General features: G+C 70.0%; 20 protein-coding genes. 8 read left to right on the top strand and 12 right to left on the bottom strand.

Features of this window, described 5'->3' with window-relative positions; translation table 11 throughout:
* Nucleotides 1–509: 509 nt before the first annotated feature.
* The 4 genes from VGB24_RS20105 to VGB24_RS20120 all read right to left on the bottom strand — a co-directional run bounded on the left by VGB24_RS20105 (nt 510) and on the right by VGB24_RS20120 (nt 5,309).
* Entirely contained in the window at nt 510–1,343 is an 834-nt protein-coding gene (locus VGB24_RS20105) for an enoyl-CoA hydratase family protein (RefSeq protein ID WP_331074733.1), read from the bottom strand.
* Nucleotides 1,344–1,554: 211 nt separating this feature from the next.
* Nucleotides 1,555–1,926 carry an endonuclease domain-containing protein gene (locus VGB24_RS20110; RefSeq protein WP_331074734.1) on the bottom strand — a complete coding sequence of 124 codons (372 nt, stop codon included), beginning with the start codon at nt 1,924–1,926 and terminating at the stop codon, nt 1,555–1,557.
* Nucleotides 1,927–2,198: 272 nt separating this feature from the next.
* Complete coding sequence (locus VGB24_RS20115) at nt 2,199–2,981, bottom strand: SDR family NAD(P)-dependent oxidoreductase (RefSeq protein ID WP_331074735.1); 783 nt, start codon at nt 2,979–2,981, stop codon at nt 2,199–2,201.
* A 3-nt stretch (nt 2,982–2,984) separates the two neighbouring features.
* Nucleotides 2,985–5,309: a bifunctional salicylyl-CoA 5-hydroxylase/oxidoreductase gene (locus VGB24_RS20120; RefSeq protein ID WP_331074736.1), complete on the bottom strand. Its 2,325-nt coding sequence runs from the start codon at nt 5,307–5,309 to the stop codon at nt 2,985–2,987.
* Nucleotides 5,310–5,467: 158 nt separating this feature from the next.
* Here VGB24_RS20120 and VGB24_RS20125 point away from each other — a divergent pair, with 158 nt between their 5' ends.
* The 6 genes from VGB24_RS20125 (at nt 5,468) to VGB24_RS20150 (ending at nt 10,182) form a co-directional block, all read left to right on the top strand.
* Nucleotides 5,468–6,262, top strand: coding sequence for a PhzF family phenazine biosynthesis protein (locus VGB24_RS20125; protein ID WP_331074737.1), 795 nt, complete (start codon nt 5,468–5,470; stop codon nt 6,260–6,262).
* Entirely contained in the window at nt 6,259–6,681 is a 423-nt protein-coding gene (locus tag VGB24_RS20130; protein ID WP_331074738.1) for a RidA family protein, read from the top strand. Before VGB24_RS20125 ends, VGB24_RS20130 begins: the two co-directional genes overlap by 4 nt.
* 419 nt (nt 6,682–7,100) lie before the next feature.
* Nucleotides 7,101–7,427 (top strand): hypothetical protein, encoded by a 327-nt coding sequence (locus VGB24_RS20135; RefSeq protein WP_331074739.1) that lies wholly within the window; start codon nt 7,101–7,103, stop codon nt 7,425–7,427.
* Between the two features lie 108 nt (nt 7,428–7,535).
* The gene (locus VGB24_RS20140) at nt 7,536–8,003 is read left to right on the top strand and encodes a hypothetical protein (RefSeq protein WP_331074740.1); all 468 of its coding nucleotides are present in this window, start codon (nt 7,536–7,538) and stop codon (nt 8,001–8,003) included.
* A 14-nt stretch (nt 8,004–8,017) separates the two neighbouring features.
* Nucleotides 8,018–9,454 (top strand): D-alanyl-D-alanine carboxypeptidase/D-alanyl-D-alanine endopeptidase, encoded by a 1,437-nt coding sequence (gene dacB / locus VGB24_RS20145; RefSeq protein WP_331074741.1) that lies wholly within the window; start codon nt 8,018–8,020, stop codon nt 9,452–9,454.
* 188 nt (nt 9,455–9,642) lie between these two features.
* Nucleotides 9,643–10,182, top strand: coding sequence for a YfiT family bacillithiol transferase (locus VGB24_RS20150; RefSeq protein ID WP_331074742.1), 540 nt, complete (start codon nt 9,643–9,645; stop codon nt 10,180–10,182).
* 257 nt (nt 10,183–10,439) lie between these two features.
* Here the strand turns inward: VGB24_RS20150 and VGB24_RS20155 are convergent, their stop codons facing one another.
* Nucleotides 10,440–12,182, bottom strand: coding sequence for a lamin tail domain-containing protein (locus VGB24_RS20155; protein ID WP_331074743.1), 1,743 nt, complete (start codon nt 12,180–12,182; stop codon nt 10,440–10,442).
* Between the two features lie 280 nt (nt 12,183–12,462).
* On the opposite strand from VGB24_RS20155, the gene VGB24_RS20160 reads away from it, so the two are divergent.
* Nucleotides 12,463–12,930: a hypothetical protein gene (locus VGB24_RS20160; protein WP_331024555.1), complete on the top strand. Its 468-nt coding sequence runs from the start codon at nt 12,463–12,465 to the stop codon at nt 12,928–12,930.
* Nucleotides 12,931–13,949: 1,019 nt separating this feature from the next.
* Here VGB24_RS20160 and VGB24_RS20165 read toward each other — a convergent pair.
* The 7 genes from VGB24_RS20165 to zapE all read right to left on the bottom strand — a co-directional run bounded on the left by VGB24_RS20165 (nt 13,950) and on the right by zapE (nt 24,397).
* On the bottom strand, nt 13,950–15,074 hold the full coding sequence (locus tag VGB24_RS20165; RefSeq protein ID WP_331074744.1) for an ABC transporter substrate-binding protein: 1,125 nt from the start codon (nt 15,072–15,074) through the stop codon (nt 13,950–13,952).
* A 262-nt stretch (nt 15,075–15,336) separates the two neighbouring features.
* Nucleotides 15,337–18,159 carry a TonB-dependent receptor gene (locus VGB24_RS20170; protein ID WP_331074745.1) on the bottom strand — a complete coding sequence of 941 codons (2,823 nt, stop codon included), beginning with the start codon at nt 18,157–18,159 and terminating at the stop codon, nt 15,337–15,339.
* 296 nt (nt 18,160–18,455) lie between these two features.
* Nucleotides 18,456–18,959, bottom strand: coding sequence for a hypothetical protein (locus VGB24_RS20175; RefSeq protein ID WP_331074746.1), 504 nt, complete (start codon nt 18,957–18,959; stop codon nt 18,456–18,458).
* Nucleotides 18,960–19,032: 73 nt separating this feature from the next.
* Nucleotides 19,033–20,637, bottom strand: a complete 1,605-nt coding sequence (gene serA / locus VGB24_RS20180) for a phosphoglycerate dehydrogenase (protein ID WP_331074747.1) — start codon at nt 20,635–20,637, stop codon at nt 19,033–19,035.
* A complete protein-coding gene (locus VGB24_RS20185) occupies nt 20,634–21,749 on the bottom strand; it encodes an alanine--glyoxylate aminotransferase family protein (RefSeq protein ID WP_331074748.1) in 1,116 nt (371 codons plus the stop codon). Before VGB24_RS20185 ends, serA begins: the two co-directional genes overlap by 4 nt.
* Nucleotides 21,750–22,661: 912 nt before the next feature.
* Nucleotides 22,662–23,348 (bottom strand): HAD-IB family phosphatase, encoded by a 687-nt coding sequence (locus tag VGB24_RS20190; protein ID WP_331074749.1) that lies wholly within the window; start codon nt 23,346–23,348, stop codon nt 22,662–22,664.
* Complete coding sequence (zapE, locus tag VGB24_RS20195) at nt 23,345–24,397, bottom strand: cell division protein ZapE (protein ID WP_331074750.1); 1,053 nt, start codon at nt 24,395–24,397, stop codon at nt 23,345–23,347. The genes VGB24_RS20190 and zapE overlap by 4 nt, the downstream gene beginning before the upstream one ends.
* 127 nt (nt 24,398–24,524) lie before the next feature.
* Here zapE and VGB24_RS20200 point away from each other — a divergent pair, with 127 nt between their 5' ends.
* Entirely contained in the window at nt 24,525–25,145 is a 621-nt protein-coding gene (locus VGB24_RS20200; RefSeq protein WP_331074751.1) for a TetR/AcrR family transcriptional regulator, read from the top strand.
* Nucleotides 25,146–25,163 lie beyond the last annotated feature (18 nt).

Below are 25,163 nucleotides of genomic sequence, written 5' to 3' on the forward strand. Positions count from 1 at the left end.
GCGTGAGTGCGAAAGTGCGAAAGTGCGAAAGTGCGAAAGTGCGAAAGTGCGAAAGTGCGAAAGTGCGAAAGTGCGAAAGTGCGAAAGTGCGAAAGTGCGAAAGTGCGAAAGTGCGAAAGTGCGAAAGTGGCGGCGCGGGCACTCTGTCATCCTGAGGCCCAGGCGCGCCGTAACCTACCCGTATGCCGCGCTTTGCGGGCCGAAGGATCTAACCGCGGACACGTACCAGCCCGGGCGCGGCAGAGGTCACCAGTGCAGAGGCCTCGGCTCCGCGGGGGCCCTCACCCGGCTCGCTAAGGCTCGCCACCCTCTCCCACAAACCGCGTGGGAGAGGGGGTACACACCAGAGTTGGGGTGCGCGAGGGCAGTCCGTTGTGCCATCGAATTCTCCCCCTCTCCTGCGCAGCGGGGATGGGGGCCGGGGGGAGGGGGCTCCCAAGGCATGCACGACAGCCAGCCCCATCCGGTGTAGTTCCGCACTAACGCACTCACGCACTAACGCACTGTCCCTAGTTCCCCTGGAACACCGGCCGCTCCTTGGCGGCGAACGCCCGGAAGGCGCGGGCGAAATCTTCCGTCTGCATGCAGATGGCCTGCGCCTGCGCCTCGGCCTCGATGGCCTCATCCACGCCCATCGACCACTCCTGGTGCAGGCAGCGTTTCGTCATCCCGTGCGAGAAGGTGGGTCCCGCGGCCAGCGACTGGGCCAGCGCGCGCGCCTCGTCCATCAGGTCGTCGGGCATGACGATGCGGTTGTAGAAGCCCCAGCGCTCCGCCTCGTCGCCGCCCATGGAGCGGCCCGTGTACAGCAGCTCGCTCGCACGCCCCTGCCCGATGATGCGCGGCAGCATGGCGCACGCGCCCATGTCGGCTCCGCTGAGGCCCACGCGGGTGAACAGGAACGCCACCTTGCTGCGCGCCGTGCCGATGCGAAGGTCGCTGGCCATCGCCAGGATGGCGCCCGCGCCCACGCAGGCGCCGTCGATGGCGGCGATGATGGGCTGCGGGCAGCCGCGGATGGCCTTCACCAGGTCGCCCGTCATGCGGGTGAAGGCGAGCAGCTCGTCCATCTGCCCCTGCTCCTTCATGCGCACCAGCGGCCCGATGATCTCGTGCACGTCGCCGCCGGAGCAGAAGTTTTCGCCCGCCCCGGTGAGGATCACCACCTTGACGTCGGTGGCGAAGCTGAGCGCGCGGAAGGTGTCGCGCATTTCCGCGTAGCTTTCGAACGTCAGCGGGTTCTTGCGTTCCGGACGGTTGATGGTGACGGTGGCCACGGGCCCGTCCACCTGCCACTGGAAGCTGGTGGGGCGAAAGTCGGCGGCGAGCAGTTTGGTGTTCATCGACAGGGGAGTGCGTTAGTGCGTTAGTGCGTTAGTGCGTTAGTGCAAACGGAGTCGGTTGCGCTTCAGAGAGACTGGTGCGCGAGCCATGGCGGACTCGGGGGCGTTTGGAGGACGGCCGTGCAGTCCCCGGCTGCCCTCTCCCCCGACCCCTCTCCCGCAAGCGGGAGAGGGGAGAATTCGACTGCGCTTCCGCGGGTACTCGACGAGTCTACTTGAAGCGCGCCGGCCGCCCGGATACGGCGTTGCGGATCTGCTCGACGGCGCCGGGCAAGTCGCTGAGGATCTGCTCGTTCCGCAGGCGGAACACTGCGATGCCCTGCGTTTCCAGCGCTTGTGTCCGCGCCTCGTCGCGTGCGGCTTGATCCGGGTCGTCGTGCACGCCGCCGTCGACCTCGATCGCGATCCTCCGAGCCGCGCAGTAGAAATCGAGAACGAACCGCCCGATCGCATGCTGCCGCCGAAAACGAAAGCCGTCGAGCCGGTCGCCACGCAACGCCTGCCACAGCATCTCCTCTGCACGTGTTGCGTCGGTGCGAAGCCTACGCGAGGCCTGTAGCATCTGCGGCGAAAGATCGCGCATGCGGGATCGTGGTATAGGCTCGAACACGAGACGCCTCCAATCTGCCGTTGCAGTGCTCCCCCTCTCCCGCTTGCGGGAGAGGGGGCCGGGGGGAGAGGGCAGCCGGGGAGTGCGCCGGCCTGGCCGAAACGCTCCACCCCTGCCCAAGCTGCACCACAGTTCTCGCCCCTCCCCACACCCCGCAAGGGCCCTCCACCCGCCACCGACCGAACCGCGTTCCACCCAGCCGCACGTCACATCTCCACCCGCCATGAGGCGAACCACGTCCGCCCCTACATCACCTCCCCACCCGCCACGCCAATGCACTGCCCGGTAACCGCCGCGGCCTCGGGCGCGCACAACCACCCCACCGCGCTCGCCACCTCCTCCGGCCGGATCAGCCGCCCGATGGGCATCACGCGGGTGATGGCCTTCATCGCGTCCTCCTCCGACCGCCCCGCGCGCACCAGGTTGTCGATTGCCGAGCGCGCCATGTCCGTGTCGGTGTAGCCCGGGCACACGGCGTTCACCGTGATCCCCTGCTTCGCCGTCTCCATCGCCAGGGCGCGCGTCAGGCCGACGACCCCGTGCTTGGCGGCGCAGTACGCCGCCGTGTGGCTGTATCCTTTCAGGCCAGCGGTGGACGCCACGTTGATGATCCGCCCCGAGCGCGCCTCCACCATGGCCGGAACCACCTCGCGCGTGCACAGGAAGGTGCCCGTCAGGTTCACGGCCAGCATCCGGTCCCACACCTCGCGCGTGGTCTGGGCGAAGGCGATCCCCGCGGACTGCCCCGCGTTGTTCACCAGCACCGCCGGATCGCCCATCTGCGCGCGGACGGCGGCGAACGCCTCGCCGACCGACGCCTCGTCGGCCACGTCGCAGCGGAAGGCGATGGCGCCCACCGCGTTAGCGTCCTGGATCTGCCGTGCCTTCGCCTCCAGCTCTTCCAGGCTGCGCCCCAGCAGCGCCACGCTCGCGCCCAGCCGCGCCAGCTCGTCCGCGATGGCCGCGCCGATGCCGCGGCCGCCGCCGGTGACCACGGCCAGCTTTCCTTCCAGGTATCGTCCGTTCATCGCTCAGATGGTGCTGGTGCCCAGCATCTCCTGCTGGCGCTGAAGGGTGCGCTCCAGCTGCTTCTTCCCCGTGACGTACTGAACCGGCCACGGCTGGTCCTGCCATCCCAGCTGCGCGGCGGCGTGAAGCGTCCAGTGCGGGTCCGCCAGGTGCGGCCGGCCGAGTGCCACCAGGTCCGCGCGCCCCGCCGCCACGATGCCGTTCACCTGGTCCGGCTCGGTCACGTTGCCGACCGCGATCGTGGGCACGCCGGCCTCGTTGCGGATGCGGTCGCTGTACGGCGTCTGGAACATCCGCCCGTACACCGGCTTGCCCAGCGGCGTGGTCTGCCCCGTGGAAACGTGGATGATGTCTGCCCCCGCCGCGCCGAAGGCCGCCGCCATCGCCACCGCATCGTCGGGTGTCACGCCGTCGTCCACCCAGTCCGTGGCCGATACGCGAACCGACATCGGGCGGTCTTCCGGCCACACGTTCCGCATCGCCCGGAACACCTCCAGCGGAAAGCGCAGCCGGTTCTCCAGCGAGCCGCCGTACTCGTCCGTCCGGCGGTTGCTGACGGGCGTCAGAAAGCTGGATAGCAGGTAACCGTGCGCGCAGTGCAGCTCCACCATGTCGAAGCCCGCCTCTTCCGCCATCCGTGTCGCGCGGACGAACTGCTCGATCACCGCGTCCATGTCGGCGCGCACCATCTCGCGCGGCACCTGGTTGCGCGGGCCGTAGGGCAGGGACGAGGGGCCCATCACCTCCCAGCCGCCCTCCTCCAGCGGCTCGTCCATCCCCTCCCACATCAGCCGCGTGGCGCCCTTCCGCCCGGAATGGCCCAGCTGCAGGCAGATCCGGGCGCGGCTGCTCTCGTGGACGAAGCGGACGATCCGCCGCCACGCGTCCACGTGCTCCGGCTCGTACATCCCCGTGCAGCCCACCGTGATGCGCGCCTCGGGCGACACGCACGTCATCTCGGTGAACACCAGCCCGGCCCCGCCCAGCGCGCGGCTGCCCAGGTGGACCAGGTGAAAGTCGTTGGGCACGCCGTCCGCGGCGGAATACATGTCCATCGGCGAAACGACCACGCGGTTCTCCAGCCGCATTCCGCGCAGGCGGAAGGGCGTGAACATCGGCGGCGGACAGCTTTCCGGCTCGCGCCCAGCCTCCGCGCGCGAGGCGAACCAGCGCTCCACGCCGGACAGGTAGACGCTGTCGCGCAGGCGCAGGTTCTCGTGGCTCACCCGCTGGCTGCGCGTGAGCAGCGAGTATGCGAACTGTGGCGGGTCGAGGTGGATGTAGCGGCGGACGTTCTCGAACCACTCCATGGAGTTGCGCGCCGCGTTCTGCAGCCGCAGCGCCTCCGTCCGCCGCTCGTCGTGGTATGCCTGCAGTACCTCCGCCAGCGGACGGGCGCCCTCGTTCAGCAGGCGGGCGAGCGCGATGGCGTCTTCCATCGCCAGCTTGGTCCCGCTGCCGATGCTGAAGTGCGCCGTGTGCGCCGCGTCGCCGATCATCACCACGGGCGCCACCTCGCCGTCCATGGCGAACCATCGCTCGTTGGATACCCGCGTGAAGCGGATCCACGGCGAGCGCAGGTGCGGGGCGTTGCTCATCAGCGAATGCCCGTCCAGCCACGGCGCGAACATCCGCTCGCACGCAGCCACCGTCTCCGCCTCACCCATTTTGTCGAAGCCCGCGCCGGCCCACGAGCGGTCGTCGCACTCCACGATGAACGCAGACTGCTCGCTCGAGTAGCGGTAGGCGTGGGCCTGGAAGACGCCGTGCTCGTTCTCGACGAAGGCGAAGGTGAACGCGTCGAAGAGCTTCGTGGTTCCCAGCCAGCAGAACGGGGCCTTCCGCACGTCCAGATCGGGGACGAAGTGATCCGCGTACCTGGCGCGGATGCGACTGTTCACGCCATCGGCCGCGACGACGAGGTCCACGTCTCCGAGGTCCAGGCCCCGCAGCCTCGCGTCGTCCGCCACGTCGCTGCCGAAGCGCAGGTCCACGCCCAGCTCGGCGGCGCGGTCTCGGAGAATGCGCAGGAGCGTCTTGCGGGCGATGCCGCTGAAGCCGTGGCCCCCGGAGGTGATGGTGGTGCCGCGGACGTGGATGTCGATGTCGTCCCAGTGGGCGAACTCGTCGGCGATCCGCGCGTGGGTGGGCGCGTCGGCTTCGGCCAGGTAGCCCAGCGTCTGGTCGCTGAACACCACGCCCCAGCCGAACGTGTCATCGGTCGCGTTCCGCTCCAGCACGGTGATTTCGTGCCGCGGATCGGCCTTTTTCATCAACAGCGCGAAGTACAGTCCGGCGGGCCCGCCGCCGATCACCGCCACCTTCACCGGCTGTCTCCCGTGCAGGATGTGTCGGGTGGAAGTCACTGGAGTGACTGCCCAGTCTACGTCGCGCGGCGGACCGTGGGAAGGGCGCGGGCGCTTTGCCGGCCGAGCGGGGGACGGGTACATTGGCGCGCCCGTCCACCCTTCACCGCGAGTCGCAGATGCCGCAATCCATCGTCCAGGTAGACGCCTTCGCCGACCGCCCGTTCACCGGCAATCCCGCCGCCGTCTGCGTCCTGGAGCGGCCGCGGGACGAGCGATGGATGCAGGCCGTCGCGATGGAGATGAACCTGTCGGAAACGGCGTTCCTGAAGAGGCGGGACGATGGATGGGACCTGCGCTGGTTCACCCCCGCCGTCGAAGTGGATCTTTGCGGACACGCGACGCTGGCCAGCGCGCACGTCCTGTGGCAGGACGGCAAAATGGCGGAGGACGATCCAGCGCGCTTCCACACCCGCAGCGGGCTGCTGACGGCGCGAAAGGACGGCGAGTGGATTTCGATGGACTTTCCCGCCAAGCCGGAACAGGCTGCCGATGCGCCCGAGCATCTCGCCCGCGCGCTCGGCGTGGAGCCGGTGTACGTAGGCCGCAGCCAGTTCGACCTGCTGGTGGAGCTTGAATCCGAGGCCGCGGTGCGCGCGCTCGATCCCGACCAGTCGCTGCTGAAGCAGGTGGAGGCGCGCGGCATCATCGTCACGGCGCGTGCGGACGGTGGCGGCTACGATTTCGTGTCGCGCTTCTTCGGCCCGCGCGTGGGCGTGCCGGAAGACCCCGTGACCGGCTCGGCACACTGCGTCCTCGCGCCGTACTGGGCGCACAAGCTGGCGCGGGACCAACTCGTCGGATACCAGGCCTCCGCCCGCGGCGGCACCGTGCGTGTGCGGGTGGATGGAGATCGGGTCGTTCTGGGCGGGCAGGCGGTCACCACCCTGCGGGGCACTCTGGAGGTGGAATGAGCGAGGGGATCACGACCGAGCAGGTGGGCGGAAAAACGCTCGTGTCCAGCGGCGGACCCTGGGAGGCACGCGTCGGCTATTCGCGTGCGGTTCGTGTCGGGCCGTGGGTGCACGTGTCCGGCACGACGGCGACGGGTGCGGACGGCGCGATCGTCGGCGCTGGCGACGCGTACGAGCAGACGCGCTACACGCTGGAAAAGATCGCCGCTGCCCTCAAGGCGGCGGGCGCGCGGATGGAGGACGTGGTGCGCACCCGGATGTACGTCACCGACATCGCGCGGTGGGAGGAGGTTGGGCGCGCGCACGGCGAGTTCTTCGCCGACGTGCGCCCCGCCGCCACGATGGTGGAGGTAAAGGCGCTGATCGACCCCGGCATGCTGGTGGAGATCGAGGCCGAAGCCTACGTCGCGGATCGCTGACGCACCAAGCCCGCGCGCGGCTGGGGCGACTGAAGTCGCGGCAACGAGGGCCCAAAGTCCGCCTTCGCGGACTGCACGCGTAGTCGAACTCGCCAAGCCAGCCGGGGCGCGATTCAGGTCTCCCCCTCCCCTGCGCAGCGGGGGACGGGGGCCGGGGGGAGGGGGCTGCCGGGGGCATGCGCCGAGTTTCCCGAAGTGCACCGTTCCTCGCCCACGTTTTCCGCCGAGTGCACCGGCGCCCAGTCGACCCCCGATCGAGGTCCTCCCCTCTCCCGCGCCGTTTGCGGGGGAGGGGCCAGGGGAGGGGGGCACTTCGTGCATTCACCCTGGCATCGTTCCTGCCCAGACAGATGTTCCGTCCCTACCGGCCCTTTCCCCGTGGCTGGCGCACGACCCATCACCCCACAACGATCCTGCGAATGAGACGGGAACCCCGCTCGTCCGCGCGCCACGCAGACTCGTGGCGCAGCTTCGACACCCGCGCGCGCCGCAAGGTCGACGCGCAGATCCGGGCCGGCGAGCGGCCCTGCTGTCCCCACTGCCAGACGCTCCTGGAAGCACGCCCCACCGCCCGCGTCGCCCGCTACCTGGTGCTCGACGCCACGGGGTACGACCTGGAATGCCAGGGCTGCCACCGATTCCGCTCCATCGTCCGCCACACCGCCCGCTCCCTGCGCTTCGTGCGCATGCGCCGGCTGGTGGCCGCGGTGCAGGCCGCCGGCGCGCCGCGGACCGCGCTGGCCTGAGCGCCGCCGGGGGTGGCACGGGCGTTGCTCCCGTCCGGGGGTTCGGAGCAACGCACGCCAACCGCTTCCCCGCCGCTTCACCGCGGCGGGAATCCCGGGAACTCAGAGATGTCCCTGCACCTGTTCAGCACACCGGTCCAGTGCACCCGGTGCGGCACCGTGATGGACGACCCCACGGCCGACCGCTGCACCAACTGCGGAAACCTGCTCAAGGAGCGCCGCACGCCCCGCCGCCTGGCCGGCGTCGAGGCCCGCTACGGCAGCCTTCGCGTGCTGCTGAACGCCATCCGCTTCATCGCCGTGCTGGTGCTGCTGCTGGGCGGGCTGGTGTTCTTCGCCACGCTGGGCGACGACGGCCAGAGCCCGGTGGAAACGGGGCTGGTGCTGGTGGGCGCCATCGTGGTGGCCGTCGCCATGCTGGCCCTGGCCGGCATCTTCGTGCTGATGATGGACATGGAAGAAAACACCCGCTCGTCGTTCCGCCTTCAGCAGTTGATCCTGGAGGAGCTCGAGGCGGCCCGCGGGGTGACGCCGGACGAGGCGGACGTGGTTCCGCCGCCGGCGGGGGCCGCTTGACGGTGAAGCGGTCCATGAAGCTGTCGCGTACCGCCGCCGCGCTGGCCCTTGGGCTGGGCGCGGCGGCCGCGTCCATGGCGGGTGGGGCCGTCACGCAGTCCCCCGCCGGGCCCCTGCAGGCCCAGGCCGACGCCATCGTGCCCAACAAGAGCGAGTGGACCATCCTGGCCTGGTCCATCGACCGCAACCAGCCGATCTTCGCCGTCAACGCCGACGAAGCCAAGATCCCGGCCTCCAACAACAAGGTGTTCAGCGCCATCTGGGCGCTGGCGCTGCTGGGGCCGGACTACCGCTTTCCCACCGACCTGCTGATCACCGGGCCCATCCAGAACGGGGTGCTGCGCGGCGACGTGGTGCTCAAGGGCTCGGGCGACCCGGCGTTCGGCTATCCGTCGTACGACCGCGACGTGATGGCCAGCCCGCGCAAGATGGCCGAGTCGCTCAAGCGGCAGGGCGTCACCGTGGTGGAGGGCGGCGTGATCGCCGACCCGTACATCCATGACCGTCAGAACTTCGGGCCGGCGTGGCCGCTGGACACGGGCAACGGCGCCTCGCGCTACGCCCCCACGGTCAGCGGGCTGCCGTTCAACCGCAACATGCTGTGGATCGAGATGCGTCCGGGGCCCGGCGGGCTGGGCTTCGCGCGCATTCCCGAGGTCCCCGAGATCCCGGTGATCAACACGGCGCGGATGGGCGGCGGACGGGCGTACGCGGTGCGCAAGCCCGACGAAGACACGGTGCGCATCCGCGGCGCGGTGGGCGGGCGCGGGCCTCACCGCTTCGGCGTGGGCGCGTACGAGCCGGCGTACCTGGCCGCGGGCGCCATCCGCCAGGCACTGCGCGAGCAGGGGATCCAGGTGCGCGGCGGCCTGCGCATCGCCCCGACGCCCAGCGGCGCCGCGCTGGTGCACCGCCACATGAGCATTCCGCTCATCGAAATGGTCAACCAGCTGGGCCGCAAGTCCGACAACTTCTTCGCCGAGCACGTGTGGAAGGCGGCCGTGGCCAAGGCGACGGGGCAGGGCACCTTCACGGGCGGCGGCGCCGCGTCGGCCGTCTTCTTTCACGACAAGGCGGGGGTTCCCTGGGGACACCTGTGGCAGGCGGACGGCTCCGGCCTTTCGGCCGAGAACCGCACCAGCGCCTCGGCAATGGTGCGCTCGCTGATCTTTGCCCACAAGCAGCCCTGGTCGCGGCAGTTCCACGAGTCGCTGGCCATTGCCGGTGACCGCAGCGGCACCCTGGAGCGGATGTTCAACAGCGGTCCGGCGAAGGGAAACCTTCACGCCAAGACGGGCTACATCCGCGCCGTGCGCTCGCTGTCGGGCTACGTGACGACGGCGGGGGGCGAAACGGTGGTGTTCTCGTTCATCTACAACGGCCGCAACACCTCCGGCGCGCGGGGCGTGCAGCTGCAGCTGGGCGACCTGCTGGCGGGGTATCGCCGATAGGTCCGCGCGTCTGATGGATGATGAAGGGCCGGCGCCGCGCGCCGGCCTTTTTGCATTCCTTTAGTTCTCCGCACGGTGATCGTCGCTGAACGATGTTCTGCATCAACCCTCTTCCCCGGTACGGATCAGCGGAATAGAATGCGGAGCGATGCAGATCGTGCAGTTCCATGTGCCACGGGGAGGGGAAGATGACGACTTCGGAAACGGCGGATCCACGGTACCCGGTCGGCCGGTATCGCCCGGAGCGGGAGATCGCCGCAGACCAGCGGGCGGAGTGGATCCAGCAGATCGCCGACACGCCGGCGCGCTTTCGCCAGGCGGTGCAAGGGCTTTCGGACGACCAACTGGATACGCCGTACCGCGACGGCGGCTGGACGGTGCGGGACCTTGTCCATCACCTGCCCGACAGCCACATGAACGCGTACATCCGCGTGAAGCTGGGGCTGACGGAAGAGAGCCCGTCCATCAAGACGTACGACGAGGCGGCCTGGGCGGCGCTGCCCGAGCCGGGGATCACCCCGCCGGAGGTGTCGCTGGCGCTGCTGGATGCGGTTCACGTCCGCTGGGTGAACACCCTGCGCACGATGGGCGAGGGCGATTGGGCTCGTACGATCCAGCACCCGGAGTGGGGCGCCATGCGGCTGGACCAGCTGCTGGGGCTGTACGCCTGGCATGGGCGGCATCACGTGGCGCACGTCACCCGGCTTCGCGAGCGGAACGGCTGGTAAAAGCAGGAGGCATGACCCCGGCCAAGGGCGGGTGGAACCCGCGGCTGGAACAGCGGAAAGCCCCGACACGGGCCGCTGGCGCGTCCCGTTCGGGGCTTCACCTGCACGTTCACCACACCTGCCGAACCGCGCGATGTCATCGCGCTTCGGCCGGCTTGGCGCGCTCGGCTCGCCCGTGCAGTCCGCGAAGGCGGACTTTGGGCCTTTCTTGCCGCGACTTTAGTCGCCCCAGGGGGGCGGGCCGAGGTTGCCGCTCCTCAGAACGCCGTGCCGTTGGCGCGCTTGCCGCCGGACGACTGCAGCGTGCTGATGCTGGTGTGCAGCACCCAGCTGCCCGTGGCGCTCGTGTCGGGGTTCCGGTTCATCGACACGCCGTCCGTTCCCGACAGCGACGAGTGATACGTGTAGCTCGCCTTCGTCACCCCCGACCCGTCCTTCAAGATCACGGAGTCACCCCCGTTCGCCAGGTTGAGCTGCGCCGTCGACGCGCCCACGGCGTTCGTCGACCCGGCCGGAATTCCGGACGAGGCGCCGTAGACCACGATGGCCTTCCCCGCCGCCAGCGTGGTGCCGGCCGCGAACGTGTGGCGCAAACCCCCCGCATCCGAGATCGTCCATCCCGCGATGCTGATGGACGTGCCGCCCACGTTCACCAGCTCCACGAACTCGCCCGCCACGTTGCTCCCGGACTCGTTCGCCAGGATCTCGTTCAGGATCACCTGCGCCGGCGTCGTCGGAACGGTGATGGTGAACGCCGCGTTGCTCGCGTCCGTCACCGTGGCCGACGAGGCATCGGTCACTCGCACCTTGGCGGCGGTCGTCGCGGTGTTGGGCACCGTCCACGTGTAGCTGCCGGGCGACGCGGCGGTGCTGGAGGTGATGGTCGTCCACGCGCTGCCGTTCAGCGTGTACTCCAGCTTTACGTTCGAAACGTTGGCCGCCGTCCAGGTGATGTTCTGGCTGCTGCCGCCCGCGTACGACTCGCCGCCGTTGGGCGCCGTCACCGTCACCGAGGGCGTGGTGCCGCCGCCGCCGCCCATGGTGTAGCGGCTGAGCACGGGATAGTGGTCGCTGGTGGTGTTCGCATAATCCGCCACGTACGTATCGACGCGGTACACCTCCGCCGAGCTGGACACGTACGCCGCCGTGAACTCGTTGGTGTTCAGGTGGTGGTCGATCATGTCGCTGTAGCTGACCGTCGACGAGCTACCCGCCAGCGAAAGCGCCCGCGTAGGAAAAGCGTAATCCGCCGCGTCGTCCACGAAGTTCTGGTAGGGCGACGGCTTGCCCGCGGTGATGGAGGTGTCGACGTCGTCGTTCCAGTCGCCCACCACGATCACCTTCTGCGTGGGATACGTGGTGTCGAGGTACGACTTCAGCGCGTTGCCGGCGTTCAGGCGCTTCTGCCAGCTGGCGTCGTCGTTGAAGGCCTTGGCGTGCAGGACGATGACCACGATGTCTTCGGTGACGCCGTTCAGCGTTACGCGCAGCTTCACCTCCAGCGGCGGCCGGCCCGCGAAGTCGGCGTCGTACGCGGTGAGGATGATCTTTGCGCCCAGCAGCGTCGCGATGCTGCTCTTGTACAGGATGCCGACCTTTTGCTCGGTCGAACCGTAGTAGGTGGACCCGCTGGTCACGTGCGACTCGCTGGCCAGGAAGCCCGTGTACCCGGTCAGCTGCGACTCCAGGCTGTTCCACGCGGCCTGGTCCACGATCTCGGCCACGCCCCAGATGTCGGCGTCGGTGCCGCCGATGATGTCGCGCGAGTTGCTGGCCTGCAGCGTCTCGTTCGCGGGCCCGTTGGTGGTGCTGCCGAACCACTCGATGTTCCAGCTGGCGACGTCCAGCGTAAGGGCGGTGCCCTTCGCCGGCACCGTGGCCAGCAGCGGGCCGCCCTCCGGAGCGATGCGGCCGGTAGCCATCGGCGTGTCGCATGCGCCCAGGCCAAGGGAGAACAGGCCGCCCAGCAGGACGGCGCGGAACGATCGGATATGGGCCATGAACACCTCTCGTACGCGGCGGGAGTGAGCGCAAATGGCCGTGGCTGCCGTAGCCTGAACGGCGCGGCAGTGGGCCAACTGAACGATTCCGATATGGCGGATAAGGTACGACAAAGTGGCCGCTACGGGAAGTGCCACGTGTCCGCATCCGGTCACGGTTCCGTGCTTGCGAAGAAACGCAAGACAGGTGACATCCGCGCGGCACCGTGTGGCAAGCCGCGTCCGCGCCGCGCTATATTCCGGCCGTTGATCGACTCGCCCGAACGATTGGAAGTGTGCCTTGAAGCTTTCCCGCCACGCCGCCATCCTGGAACTCGTACGCACGCACCGCGTTCCCTCGCACGAGGCGCTTCGCGAGCTGCTGGCCGCGCGCGGCATCGAGGTGGCGCAGGCCACGCTGTCGCGCGACATCCGCCACCTGGGCCTGATCAAGGCGCCCGACGACCAGGGCGGCAGCGCCTACGTGGTGCCCGTGGGGGGCGCAGACGTCACGCCCACGCTCAGCCGCCTGCTGCCGGCGCTGTACGTGGGTGCGGACGGTGTCGGAAACCTGCTGGTGCTGAAGACGCTGGTGGGGGGCGCGCAGCCCATCGCGGTGGCGATCGACAGTGCGGGGTGGCCGGAGATCGTGGGCACCATCGGCGGCGACGACACGATCCTGATCGTGCTGCGCAGCCCCGACCACCGCGAAACGGTGGTCTCCCGCATCGAGGCCATCGCCGACCGGCGGGGGGACGGGGATCGGTAACAGGCTTGGGCGGCAATGCCGTCCACGAGGACGTCCACGGAATGCCGCCCGTACCGCCGCCGCACCGCTACCCGCACCACCGCACCGTCGCAAAGCCCTCGCACGGTGTCATCCTGAGCCCCAGGCGCACCGAACCGGCCCGCAAGCCGATCCTCGCGGGGCGAAGGATCTAGCTGCGGACGCCTTGAAGGTCGGGCGCGGCAGCGGTCACGATCCCCGACGCCTCGGCTGGCCGGGACCGCTGTCATCGCCCAAGCCCCAGCGTGCACGGGCGAATGAATTCGCTGCAACAACAACACGAAGTCCGCCTTCGCGGACTGGCTTGTTCTTGTGTGAAGGAGGACCGTGTGGCGCGCCCGGAGTGTGTGGCGGATCCCTCAGTCGCTGCGGAGTACGGTGTGGCGGCAGGCCGCCCGGGGTCGCTCCATCGGGATGACAGCGCGCGCTTCGGCAGGTGTGGCGTGCGTGCAGGTGAAGCCCTGAACGGGACGCGCCAGCGGTCCGTGTCGGGGCTTTCCGCTGTTCCAGCCGCGGGTTCACCCGCCCCTGGGTTCCGGCAGCGGTCACGATCGCGGAGGCCTCGGCCGGCCCGTGACCGCCATCATCACCGAGGCCTCGGCTCTGTCGGGCGAATGAATTCGCTGCAACAACCACACGAAGTCCGCCTTCGCGGACCGGCTGGTTCTCGCGGGGGAAGAACCGTGTGGCGCGCCCGGAGTGTGTGGCGGATCCCTCAGTCGCTGCGGAGTACGGTGTGGCGGCAGGGTTGCCCGGGGTCGCTCCATCGGGATGACAGCGCGCGCTTCGGCAGGGGTGGCGTGCGTGCAGGTGAAGCCCTGAACGGGACGCGCCAGCGGTCCGTGTCGGGGCTTTCCGCTGTTCCAGCCGCGGGTTCACCCGCCCCTGGCTCCCGGCGGTTTGGAGGCTTTCTGCATTGTTGCCGCGGGTTCACCCGCCCCTGGATTCCGGCGGTTCGGGCTCGGGTTCACCCACTCCCGACTCCGCGTGTGCGGTGCTGCTCACCGCGCGGCGACCTGCGCGGCTTGCTGAAGGCGGAAGCGGCCGTTCTCGATACGCACCAGCGCCACCGGCTTGCCCACCGGATCGCCGTTGGCATCGAAAGACACAGGCCCGGCCACTCCGTCGTAGCGCGCCGAGCCGCCCTCGCGCCCCACGCCCGCCAGGTAGTCGCGGATGCCCTCGCGGCTGGCGCGGCCCTCGCGCAGCGCCCGCGCAATCAGCTGCACCGCATCGTACGAGGTGGCGGCCGACGAATCGGGCTCGCGCTTGTACGCGGCCCGGAACGCCTCGGCGAAGGTCCGCGCCCGCGGCGACATCTCCGGGTGGTACAGCACGCCCACGAGCGTGCCGTTGTACCGCGCGCCCATCTCCGCCAGGGGCTCAAGCCCGTCCCCGCCGATGAATCGCGGCATCCACTCCAGCTGGTGCGCCTGCTGGATGAGGGTGGCCGCGCCCGTTTCGAGCCCAGCCACCAGCACCACCTCGGCACCCCGTGCCTTGAGCGCGCGGATGTACGGGGTGAAGTCCTTCATGTCTTCCATGTAGGGATAGCGGCCCACCAGCGTTACCCCCGTGTTCTCCAGCGCCTGCCCGAACACCTCCGCCAGGCTCTGCCCGTAGTCGTCGTTGGCGTACAGGATGGCCACGCGCCTGCCCGCGCCCGCCGCCGACCGCGCCAGCTCCGCCGCGTTGGCCGAATCGCTCGACGCCACGCGGAAGATCCACTCGCCCAGCCCCGCGATCTCGGTGCTGGTGGCGCTGGTGCCGACGGCCGCCAGCCCGCGCTGGTAGACGGACGCGGCATCCATCAGCGGGTCGGAGTTGGCGTGCCCGACTACGGCGAGCACCGCGGGGTTGTCGTAGAACTCCTCGGCCACCACGAGCGCCGCCTCGCCCTCGCCCTTGTCATCCCGGGGCAGCAGTTCCAGGCGATGGCCGTCGATGCCGCCCGCCTTGTTGATCTCGTCCACGGCCAGCTGCGCGCCCATCTTCGAGTTCTGCCCGAACGACCGCTCCAGCGGCGCCGCCAGGCCCAGCACGTACTTGTCGCCGCCGCCGGGGCCCGAGCAGCCGGCCAGCACGGCCGCCGCAAGGGGCGCCAGCACAAAACGATGTGATCGCATGGAATGAAGAACGGGTGCGCAGGAGAGACGAACGGAGACTTCGATCGTACAAAGATTCCGTATATTCAGCCGGTGTCAAGCGGGATTCTGTTCCCGCCAACAGCCGTGTGCGGCAATGCGTTGGCGCAACGTGGGGAGTGTGATGGAGCGAGGATGAAAAGCGCGGAATACGCCATCGCACGGATTCCGCCGATGATGCGGGAAACGCGGAGGGGGAGCCCGGAACCCGGGCTCCCCCTCCTTTCCCTCGATCAGGAGCGGATCAGAACTCGTACTTGACGCGGGCGATCAGCATGCGGCCCAGCGAGGGCGAGCCGGGGAACGGCCGGTATCCCTCGTCGAGCAGGTTGTTCACCAGCAGGTTCACCGTGGCTCCCTGCACCATGGGCAGCCGGTATCCCAGGTTCAGGTCGAACAGCGTGTACGCGTCCACGCAGCTCTCCTGCAGCGCCGGAGGCGTATCGCCCGGCCGGTTCAGGCACTCGGTGCCCACGTACACGCCCGAGTTCACCGGGAACTCGTCGTTGTAGCGCATGCGGATCTCGCCGAACAGGCCGGTGTCGTCGTTGTCGTAGTCCAGCGCCAGCCCGCCCTTGAAGCGCGGGGCGTTGAGCGTCACCAGGCCGGCGTTGGTCGTGCGCCACACGTTCTCGTTCACCCACGAAACCGAGCCCGTGAGCTCGAACTCGTTGCCCAGCAGCGCCGTGGCCGAGACGTCGGTGCCCCACAGGTCGATGGTTTCGTCCACGTTCACGTAGGTCACCAGCAGCTGCGCGCTGCGTGCGTCCACGTCGGGCGACGAGATGGTGCCCAGCGGCACGCTGGCCAAGCCGGTGACAAGGGCCGCGGCGTCGGCCTGCGAAAGCCCGGCGGCCATCAGCCGGGGCACCAGGTAGGCCCCCAGTTGCGGGCCGTTCAGCAGCAGCAGCGGGGTCTGGATGGTGAGCGGCGTCACCAGGTCTTCCTTGCGCGACCACCACACGTCGGCCGCCACCAGCAGCTTGTCACCCAGCAGCCCCGTGTAGCCCGCTTCCAGCGTGGTGCTGGGCGACTCGCGGATGGGCTCGATGTCGTCCAGCGCCAGGGCCGAGAGCGCGCCACTGGTGCCGGAGGCCACGTCCAGGTAGTTCAGGCCCACGCCCGCAGTGCCGGGCTGCTGCGACATCAGGAACTGCACCAGGCTGGACGGCAGGGGCGCGCCGGCGGCGGCGCGCTGGGCCGCCACCACGCCCACCGCGAACGGATAAAGCGCAGACGTGCTGGCCGGCAGCAGCGTGCCGGGCCCGCCCAGGGCCGCGGGGGTAAAGGGCGAGCGCACCTGGTAGTTGCCCGCGGCGTCGCGGAAGCTGAAGCCTTCGGCGCCGGTGCCCTGGATGCGCAGGCTGTAGCCCAGCTGGCGCAGCGCCGTGGTGCGCGTGTCCACGCCGGGAAGCGCCGAGCCCAGGTCCAGGAACTGGTTCAGCGAGCTGGGGGTGCTGAAGGCGCGGTTGTAGCTCACCCGCAGCGCCTGCCCGTCACGCGGCTTGAACACCAGCGCGGCGCGGGGCGAGAACACCGCGTCGGGGAGGGCCGAGTGCGTGTCGACGCGGCCCGCCAGTACCAGGTCCAGCCGCGGAGTCAGCTCCGTCTCCGACTGCAGGTAGGCGCCCAGCTCGGTGGTCTGGTCGTCCTCTTCGTACCACCCGTTGATGGTGCTGTCCGTCACCGGGTTGGTGTGCAGGTAGTCGGCGCCGTAGGTGAAGTTCTGGCGTCCGTTCCCCATGCTGAAGCCGTGCTGCAGCTGCCCCACCAGCAGGCGCGACTGGTCGGAGATGGGCGCGCCGTTGCGAAGCAGGTACGTGTCGCCGGCGTTGCTCTGGTTCAGGTAGACCTGCGCGAACAGCCGGTTCCAGGTGGTGCGCGCCTGGTAGTAGCTGCTGCGCCAGCCCTCTACCTGGGCGGCGCCCAGCCCGGTGAGCTCGATGCCGTTGGCGGCGTCGGTCAGCCCGCCGGAGAACACGGCGGTCATGGTGGGCGTCACCCGCCAGTCCAGCCGCGCCTCGCCGCCCCAGCGCTCGATGCCGAAGTCGCGCGAGCCGATGCGGCCGATGCGCTGGTCCGCCTCGGCCTGGGAGATGCCCGACGCCCGCATCAGGTCGCTGCGGTAGAAGGGCAGGTTGCTGGCGAACTTCTGCTGCTCGGCGGTTTCGGCGGGGTCGATGAACCGCCACTCCTCGGCCTGCAGGTACTGGCCGCTGACCTTGAAGCCGATGTCGTCGGTCAGCAGGTGCGCCGTGCGGAACTCGCCCTGCCGCAGGTCCTGGCTGCCGCCGCTGAAGGCGACCGTGGTTCCCTGCTCGTCCAGCGGGCTCTTGGTGATGATGTGCAGGATGCCGTTGGCCGTGTTGGGCCCGTACAGCGCCGCGCCCGGCCCCAGCACCACTTCCATCCGCGCCACGTCCTCGTTGGTGCTGGGGATGAAGTGCAGGTAGTTCACCCGCAGGCTGGGCACGCCCGCGATGCGGTTGTCGGTCAGCGCGTGCAGCGAGCCGCTGAAGATGTTGTTGAAGCCGCGCGCGACCACGTTGGTGGACTGCAGCCCCGTCTGCGCCACGTCCACGCCGGGCACGTCGCGCAGGTGGTCGATCAGCGTGATCGCCGGCCGGTCCTCGATCTCCTGCGCCGTCACCACCTCTACGCGCGACGGCGCCTCCACGGCCTTTTCGGGCCGCTTGGAAGCCGAGACCACCACCGGGTCCAGCCGCACGTTGCCGAACGCGAGCTGCGCGTCCACGCGCGACGTCCGCCCCGCCGTCACCTCCACGTCCAGGCGGCGGACGGGAACGTCGGTGCCGGAAATGACCAGCGCGTAGTTGCCGGGGGCCAGGTCGCGAAGCGTGTAGGTGCCGTTCTCCGCCGTGACGGCGCTCGCGGCCACGCGCCCGCTGGCGGAGACGGCTTCTACGCGAATGCCGCGAAGTGGCGTGGAGGTGGCCACGTCGCGCACGGTGCCGCTTACGCTGCCGTTCTGCGCATACGCGGGAAGGGCGGACGAAAACAGCAGGGCGACCAGAAACAGCAGGGTACGTCCGGCGGTAAGCCGCATGCGTTCCTCACGGAGCAGGGTGGATTGTGCCGGCGCGGGGCCGGCGGTGCTTTTCGCCGTGCGTGCATCCCCGCGGGCGCGGGGCGATGGAAACGGACGGCGCGTGCCGGGGCGATGGGGACGGGACGTGTTCACGATACGCCGTCCACCGTCCATCGAGCAAGGGTTTCGCGAACGGCCGTCGCTCTGGGAACGATGGCCACCACGGCAATCAGGGTCCCTACGGTAGCGGCGGAAAAAGCCGAGCCCCGCCGTGGGGCGGGGCTCGGGGTCGGTCCAGCCGTGTGGTCGTGGGGTCAGGCCGGCGGTGCGGCGCGGGCCTCGCGCTCCTGGCGAAGTGCGTCCACCTCTTCCGGCGTCCACTCGTTCAGACGGTCGGTCTCGCCGCGGATCTCCGAGTAGGGAGAGCGCGATACCTCCACGCGGCGCTCGCGCGCGGCAAAGGCGGCGCCCCGGGCCTCGTCCCACCGCCCCTCGTCGACGTAGGCGTTGATCAGCGCCTCGTACAGCAGCGGGTGCGGGTACGTGCGCAGCAGCTCGCGAAGCCGCGGGATGGCGGCGACGCGGGCGGCGCGGTTGGTGAGGTCCATGTCCATCACCTCCTGCGCCACGTCGTCCCGCCGGCGCAGAAGCTCCTGCAGCTCGCGCGGATACGTCTTCTGGTCGTGCTCGCCCAGCGCGCGGGGCGTGGGCTCGTCTCCGCCGAAGATGGTGTGGAGGATGGACACGTGCAGCGGAAGGTCGCCGTTTTCGTTGACGGCCTCCGACATGCGCTTCTTCAGCCAGTACCGGATACCCATGGGCGTGCTTCGTGGGCGAGCGTTGGTTTGGACGGCGTGCAGTCAGGCGCACTCAGGCAAGAGATGCGCCGGGTCACTCCATCTCCACCTGGCGCACGTCCAGGATCTCCGGAAGGGCCGTCAGCCGGTCCACCACATCGCCGGGGATGCGGCTGTCCACCGACACCGCGGCCAGCGCCTCGCCGCCCACGGAAAGGCGCGCCTGGTGGTACTCGGCGATGTTCACGCCCGCCTCGCCCAGCAGCGTCCCCACCCGCCCGATCACGCCGGGAACGTCGCGGTTGCGGATGACCATCATCACGCCGCGCGGAGCCACGTCCACGCGAAACGCGCCGATGCGCACGATGCGCCCGTGCGTCTCTCCCAGCAGCGCGCCGCCCACGCGGATGCTGCGCTCGCCGCCCTCCAGCCGCAGCTCGATCTCTTCGCCCAGCTCGCCGCGTCCGCCGACCATCGTCGTGGCCGTCTCAATCCCCCGCTCGGCGGCCACGTGCTGCGCGTTCACCAAGTTGATGGCCCGGTGCTCCACCACGTCGCGCAGCGCGCCCTGCAGCGCGGAGAGGAGGAGCGGACGCGGCGCGTGCTCGCGCGGGCCGGTGTACCGCACCTCCAGCGAGTTCAGCGCGCCCGGCACCAGCGCCCGGCCCAGCCGCCCCAGCCGGTCTGCCAGCGCCAGCAGGGGGCGCAGCTCGCGGGTGGCGGCGCCGCCCACCCCCGAGGCGTTCATCGCGGCGCTCAGGTCGCCCGTCACCAGGGCGTCGCGCACGGCCTCGCACGCTTCCACGGCCACGTTGCGCTGCGCGTCGCGCGTGGATGCGCCCAGGTGCGGCGTCAGCAGAAGGTTGGGGGCGCCGCGCAGGGGATGATCCGCGGGGAGCGGCTCCACGTCGAAGGCATCCACCGCCGCCCCGGCCAGCCGACCCGCGTGCAGCGCCTCGGCCAGGGCGTCCTCCGCGACGATGCCGCCGCGCGCCAGGTTCAGCACGTAGGCGTCGCGCCCCAGCCGGGCCAGCTCCGGCGCGCCGATCATCCCCGTCGTTTCACCGGTCAGCGGCACGTGCAGCGTCACCACGTCGGCCCGCTCCAGCGCCTCGTTCAGCCGCTCCACCCGCTCCACGTCCAGTTCCTCGAAGCGGCTCTGGCCCACGTACGGGTCGTAGCCGATCACCGTCATGCCGAACGCCCGCGCGCGGCGCGACATCTCGCTTCCGATGCGCCCCAGCCCCACGATGGCCATCGTCTTTCCGCGCAGCTCCACCCCGCCCAGCTTCGACCGGTCCCAGCGGCCCTGGCGCATGGATTCCGCCGCCTGCGGGATGTTGCGCGCGAGCCCGATCAGCACGCCGAACGCCAGCTCGGCCACGGAAACGGTGTTGCCGCCCGGCGCGTTGATGACGGCCACGCCCAGCTCCGTGGCCGTGCGCAGGTCCACGTTGTCCACCCCGACGCCGGCGCGCCCGATCACCCGCAGGCGGTCGCCGGCCTGCAGCAGCTCGCGGGTGACGCGGGTGGCGCTGCGGCCCACGAACGCGTCGTACTCGCCGATCTCCGCCAGCACCTCGGCGGCGGGGCGGGTGGGCTTTTCCACCACCTCGATGTCCGGATGCGCGCGCAGGAGGGCGACGCCCTCGGGATCGATCTCGTCCGTCACCAGGACGCGAAAACGCCGTTCCGTCATCCCAGCACCTCTTCCAGCGCCGCCAGCAGCGCGTCGAGCTCGTCCATCGTGTGGTCCCCCATGTGGCCGATCCGGAACGTCAGGTCCTTCAGCTTGCCGTAGCCCGTGCCCAGCGTCCATCCGCGCGCCGTCATCTCCGAGCAGATGCGCGAGGCGGGCATTCCTTCATCCACGCGGATGGTGGTGACGGTGGGGGAGCGCTGCCCCTCGGCGGCGTAGAGCGCTAGGCCGGGCCGGCTTTGCGCCCACTCCCACGTGCGCTCGGCCATCCGCCAGTGCCGCCCCGCGCGCGCCTCCACGCCCTCGGCGCCGATGCGGCGGCACTGCTCGGCGAGCGCGTACATCAGCGAGACGGCCGGCGTGTTGGGCGTCTGGTGCTTGCGCCAGTAGGCATCGTACTCCAGCAGGTCGAAGTACTGGCCGCGGCCGGGGATCGTCGCCGCCCGCGCCATCATCCGCTCCGACGCCGTGCCGAACGCCAGCCCGGGCGGCAGGGCCATCGCCTTCTGTGAGCCCGTCAGCAGGAAGTCCAGCCCCCACGCCTCGGCCTCCACCAGCATTCCGCCCACGGTGGTGACGCCGTCGACGAGCAGCAGGATCTCATCGCCGGTTTCGCCCTCCGCCCGGCGCACGGCCTCGGCGATCTCGGTCAGCGGGTTCAGGACGCCCGTGGACGTTTCCGAGTGGACGACGGTGACCGCGTCGAAGCCGCCCGCGCGCAGGCGCCGGTAGACCTCGTCCGGCTGGTTCGCCTCGCCCATCGGCACCTCGTACCGCTCACCCTCGCGCCCGCAGTCCGTCACCAGCGCGGCGAAACGCTCGCTGAACGCGCCGTTGACCAGCGACAGGGCGCGCCGGCGCACGCCGTTCCGCACGGCGCCCTCCATCAGCCCCGTGGCGGACGAGCTGGCGACGTACACGGGGCGCCGCGTGCGGAAGAGGGAGCGCAGGACGGGGTCGCACGCCTCCAGCAGCGACGACATCTCGGCGCCGCGATGGCCGATCAGCGGCCGCGTCATGGCCGCGAGCACGTCGGGGTGCACCTCGGTGGGACCGGGGAGAAAGAACCGGCCGAACCCGCTGTGGGCGGGGGACTGCGATGGATCGGTCACTTCAATGCGTTCTGTAGACAAGGATCGAGACTGCGGGATTGGGGGTGTTTCGAGGAGGGCCGTGCGGTCCCCGGCTGCCCTCTCCCCCCGGCCCCCTCTCCCGCAAGCGGGAGAGGGGGAGAACTTCATGCCGGGTGCGGCTAGGTTTGGCGCATGTCCCGGCCCCCCCATCCCCAGCCCTTCCCCCGCAAACTGCGCGGGGGACGGGAGCCAGTGCCGTGCGCTCCGGGTGGGCGGTGGCGTTATCAAGGAGCGCTACACTCACTACGCCTGAGCCACCACGGCTTGTCATCCTGAGGCCCAGGCGCACCGCACTCGCCCGCAGTACACCCTTCGCGGGCCGAAGGATCTAGCCCGGCGCCACTTCTCAGCCTGGGCGCGGCAGCGAGCACCCATGCTTGAGAAGCGCCCGCCGGGGGTGGCTCCTCCCCCGGCAAACTGCGCCGGGAGAGGGGAGAACATCGGTCCGTGCGCTTCGGTTGCCCCGGCGCAGTCCCCTGGCCGCCCTCTCTCCCCGGCCCTCTCTCCCGCAAGCGGGAGAAAGGGAGAATTCGATCTCGCTTCGGACGCCCGGGCGCACTCGACTATGCGTGCAGTCCGCGAAGGCGGACTTTGGGCCCTTGTTGCCGCGACTTCAGTCGCCCCAGCAGGGCCGAGGCCTCTGCACTGGTGACCGCTGCCGCGCCGTGGCATCGTGCCGGCCGCGCCTGGATCCTTCGGCGCGCGCGGTGTGGCGTACGGGCCAGTGCGGTGCGCTCGCACCTCTGGATGACAAGCCCGGTCGCCACTCTGGAACCCGATGCACCGCACCCAAGTCTGGGGTGTACCCCCTCGCCCACGCTGTTTGTGGGAGAGGGTGGCACGCGTGTCAGCGCGGCCGGGTGAGGGCCCCACGGCAGCCGAGGTCGTGCCCTACACCAACCCCGCCCACGGGCTGTCCCGCAGCCGCTCGCGGTCCTCGTCGCTGCAGGCCAGCGCCAGCACCGGGGCCAGGCTCTCGTCGCGCAGCACGAAGTCGGCGCCCGCAGCCACCGCGGGACGGTACGCGACTCCCATGTACGCCGCGAACCCGTCCACGGCGGGCCGCGCCTCCAGGTCCGTGGCTCCATCACCCACCAGCAGCACGGGGCGGGGAAGCTCCCATGTCGTCAGCACCCGCGCCTTGCCTCCGCTGCGCGCCAGCGGTGACTCGCGGTCGAATCCCGCGTACGTGCCGTCTTCACCGAACGTGATTCCGACGGCCGCGACATCTGCTGACGCGAGCCCCAGCTCCGCCGCGACCGCCTGGATCGGTGGCGCGAGGCCGCCGGAGAGAATCCGCACCGTCTTTCCCAGCCAGCGCAGCGCCGCCACCACCTCGCGGGCGTGCGGCACCAGCGTGTCGACGTACATCCGCCCGACCTCGTCCACCCGGGCGCGCGTGGGGCGGATCAGCTCCAGGCGCCGTCCGTAGACGTCTTCCAGCGGCACCTCGCCGCGCATGGCGGCATCGGTCAGGGCGCGGATCTCGTCCGCCGCGTCGCCCGCGAGCTCGTCGATGCCCTCGATGCGCACGAGGGTAGAGTCGCAGTCGAACACCACCGAGGCGAATCCGCTCACTCCGCCAGCTCCATCCGCCGCTCCCCCAGCATCTCTTCCATCCGCGACAGGCAACGCGAGAACTTCTTGCCGAACGCCCCCGTCAGCCAGGCGCGGGGAAACAGCTCGTCCAGGCCGGCATCCGCTGTGGCGGAGAACGGAACGGCGCCGTCGTACACCTTGTCGACGAAGTGCACCCAGCGCAGCCCGTCGTACAGGTCAGTCATGGGCTGCACCCCCTCGATCAGCAGCTCGTCCACGGCCTCGACCACCGCGTAGTAGCGGATGGGGTGCACGGTGCCCAAGCCGTCCAGCAGCTCCTGGAATCCCGCCGCCAGGGCGCGCTCGCCCGCCCGGCTCCGCGCGCGCTCCATCGACGCGTCGTCCAGGAAGGCGGCTCGTCCGGGATCGGCCTCGAAGCGGCGGTGGCGGTAGTCCTCGCCCTCCACGCGCAGCACCTCGAACGCGGACGACAGCTCCTCGATCTCGGCGGTGAAGCTCTTCTGGTCGAAGCGGCCCCGTCCCAGCTCGTCGGGGATGGTGTTGGACGTCGTCGCCACGCGGATGCCGTCGGCCAAGGCGCCGCGCAGGAACGCGATGGCCAGCTTCAGGTTGCCGGGATCGTCCAGCTCCCATTCGTCCACCGCCACCAGCCGCTGCCCCCGGAACGCCTCGCGCGCCGGCTCCACCCCCAGCAGGCCGATGGCATAGACCAGCTCGTCGAAGCTCAGGTAGGCGCTGGGCTTGGGCGCCGCATTCCACAGCGACGCCAGCAGGTGCGTCTTGCCCACGCCGAAGCCGCCGTCCAGGTACACGCCTGCGCCCCGCTGCCGGCCGCCGAGCGCGCTCCGCAGCCGCGACCAGCCGCCCGTGGAGGCATGCATCTCGTTGGCGACCTCGCGCAGGCGCGCCACGGCGGCGGCCTGCGACGGGTGCCGCGCATCGGGGCGGTAGTCCTCGAACCGCTTCTCCGAAAACCGCCGCGGCGGAACGAAGGCCGCCAGCAGCTCGGCCGCACTCGGGCGGGCCGGAATCTGGTCCAGCAGGGTGGAAAGACGAAGCACGCGCACCTGGATTGGTCGGCCGGTTCAACGGCCGGTAACCTATCGCCTCGCGGGGCCGGGGCCAACATCCTTGACGCGCCCGCAGCGACCTCTTATCATCTCACCTAACACTGTTAAGTATCCGGACGAGGTTATGGGAACGAAGGAACGGCGGGACCGGGAGCGGCAGGAGACGCGCGAGAAGATTCTCGACGCGGCGCGCGAGATGTTCGCCACGCACGGCATCGAGGCGACCACCATGCGCGCCATCGCCGATCGCGTGGAGTACACCGCGGCTGCCATCTACCACCACTTCAAGGACAAGGACGCGCTCATCATCGAGATGGTGCACAGCGACTTCCGCGCGCTGGGGCAGCAGTTCGTCCGCTTTGCGCAGGTCGCCGATCCGGTGGAGCGCCTGCGGCTGATCGGGCTGGCGTACGTGGAGTTCGCCATCGAAAAGCCGCACCACTACACCGTCATGTTCATGACGCGCACGCCGTACTGCGAGCCGGACTTCGACCGCGGCAACCCGGAGCAGGACGCCTACGCGCTGCTGCTGCACACGGTGACGGAAGGTATCGGGCAGGGCCGCTTTCGCCCCGAGCTGAACGACGCGGAGCAGCTTGCGCAGATGATGTGGGCCTCGGTGCACGGGCTGGTGTCGCTGCAGATCGCCAAGTGCGACGACCCGTGGATCCACTGGCGGGACCTGCGCGCAACGTCGGTGCTGAGCATCGACGCGATGATCCGTGGAATCGTTCGCGAGGAATGATTCATTTTACCCATCCGC

The organism is Longimicrobium sp. (assembly GCF_036399935.1).
GTDB lineage: Bacteria > Gemmatimonadota > Gemmatimonadetes > Longimicrobiales > Longimicrobiaceae > Longimicrobium.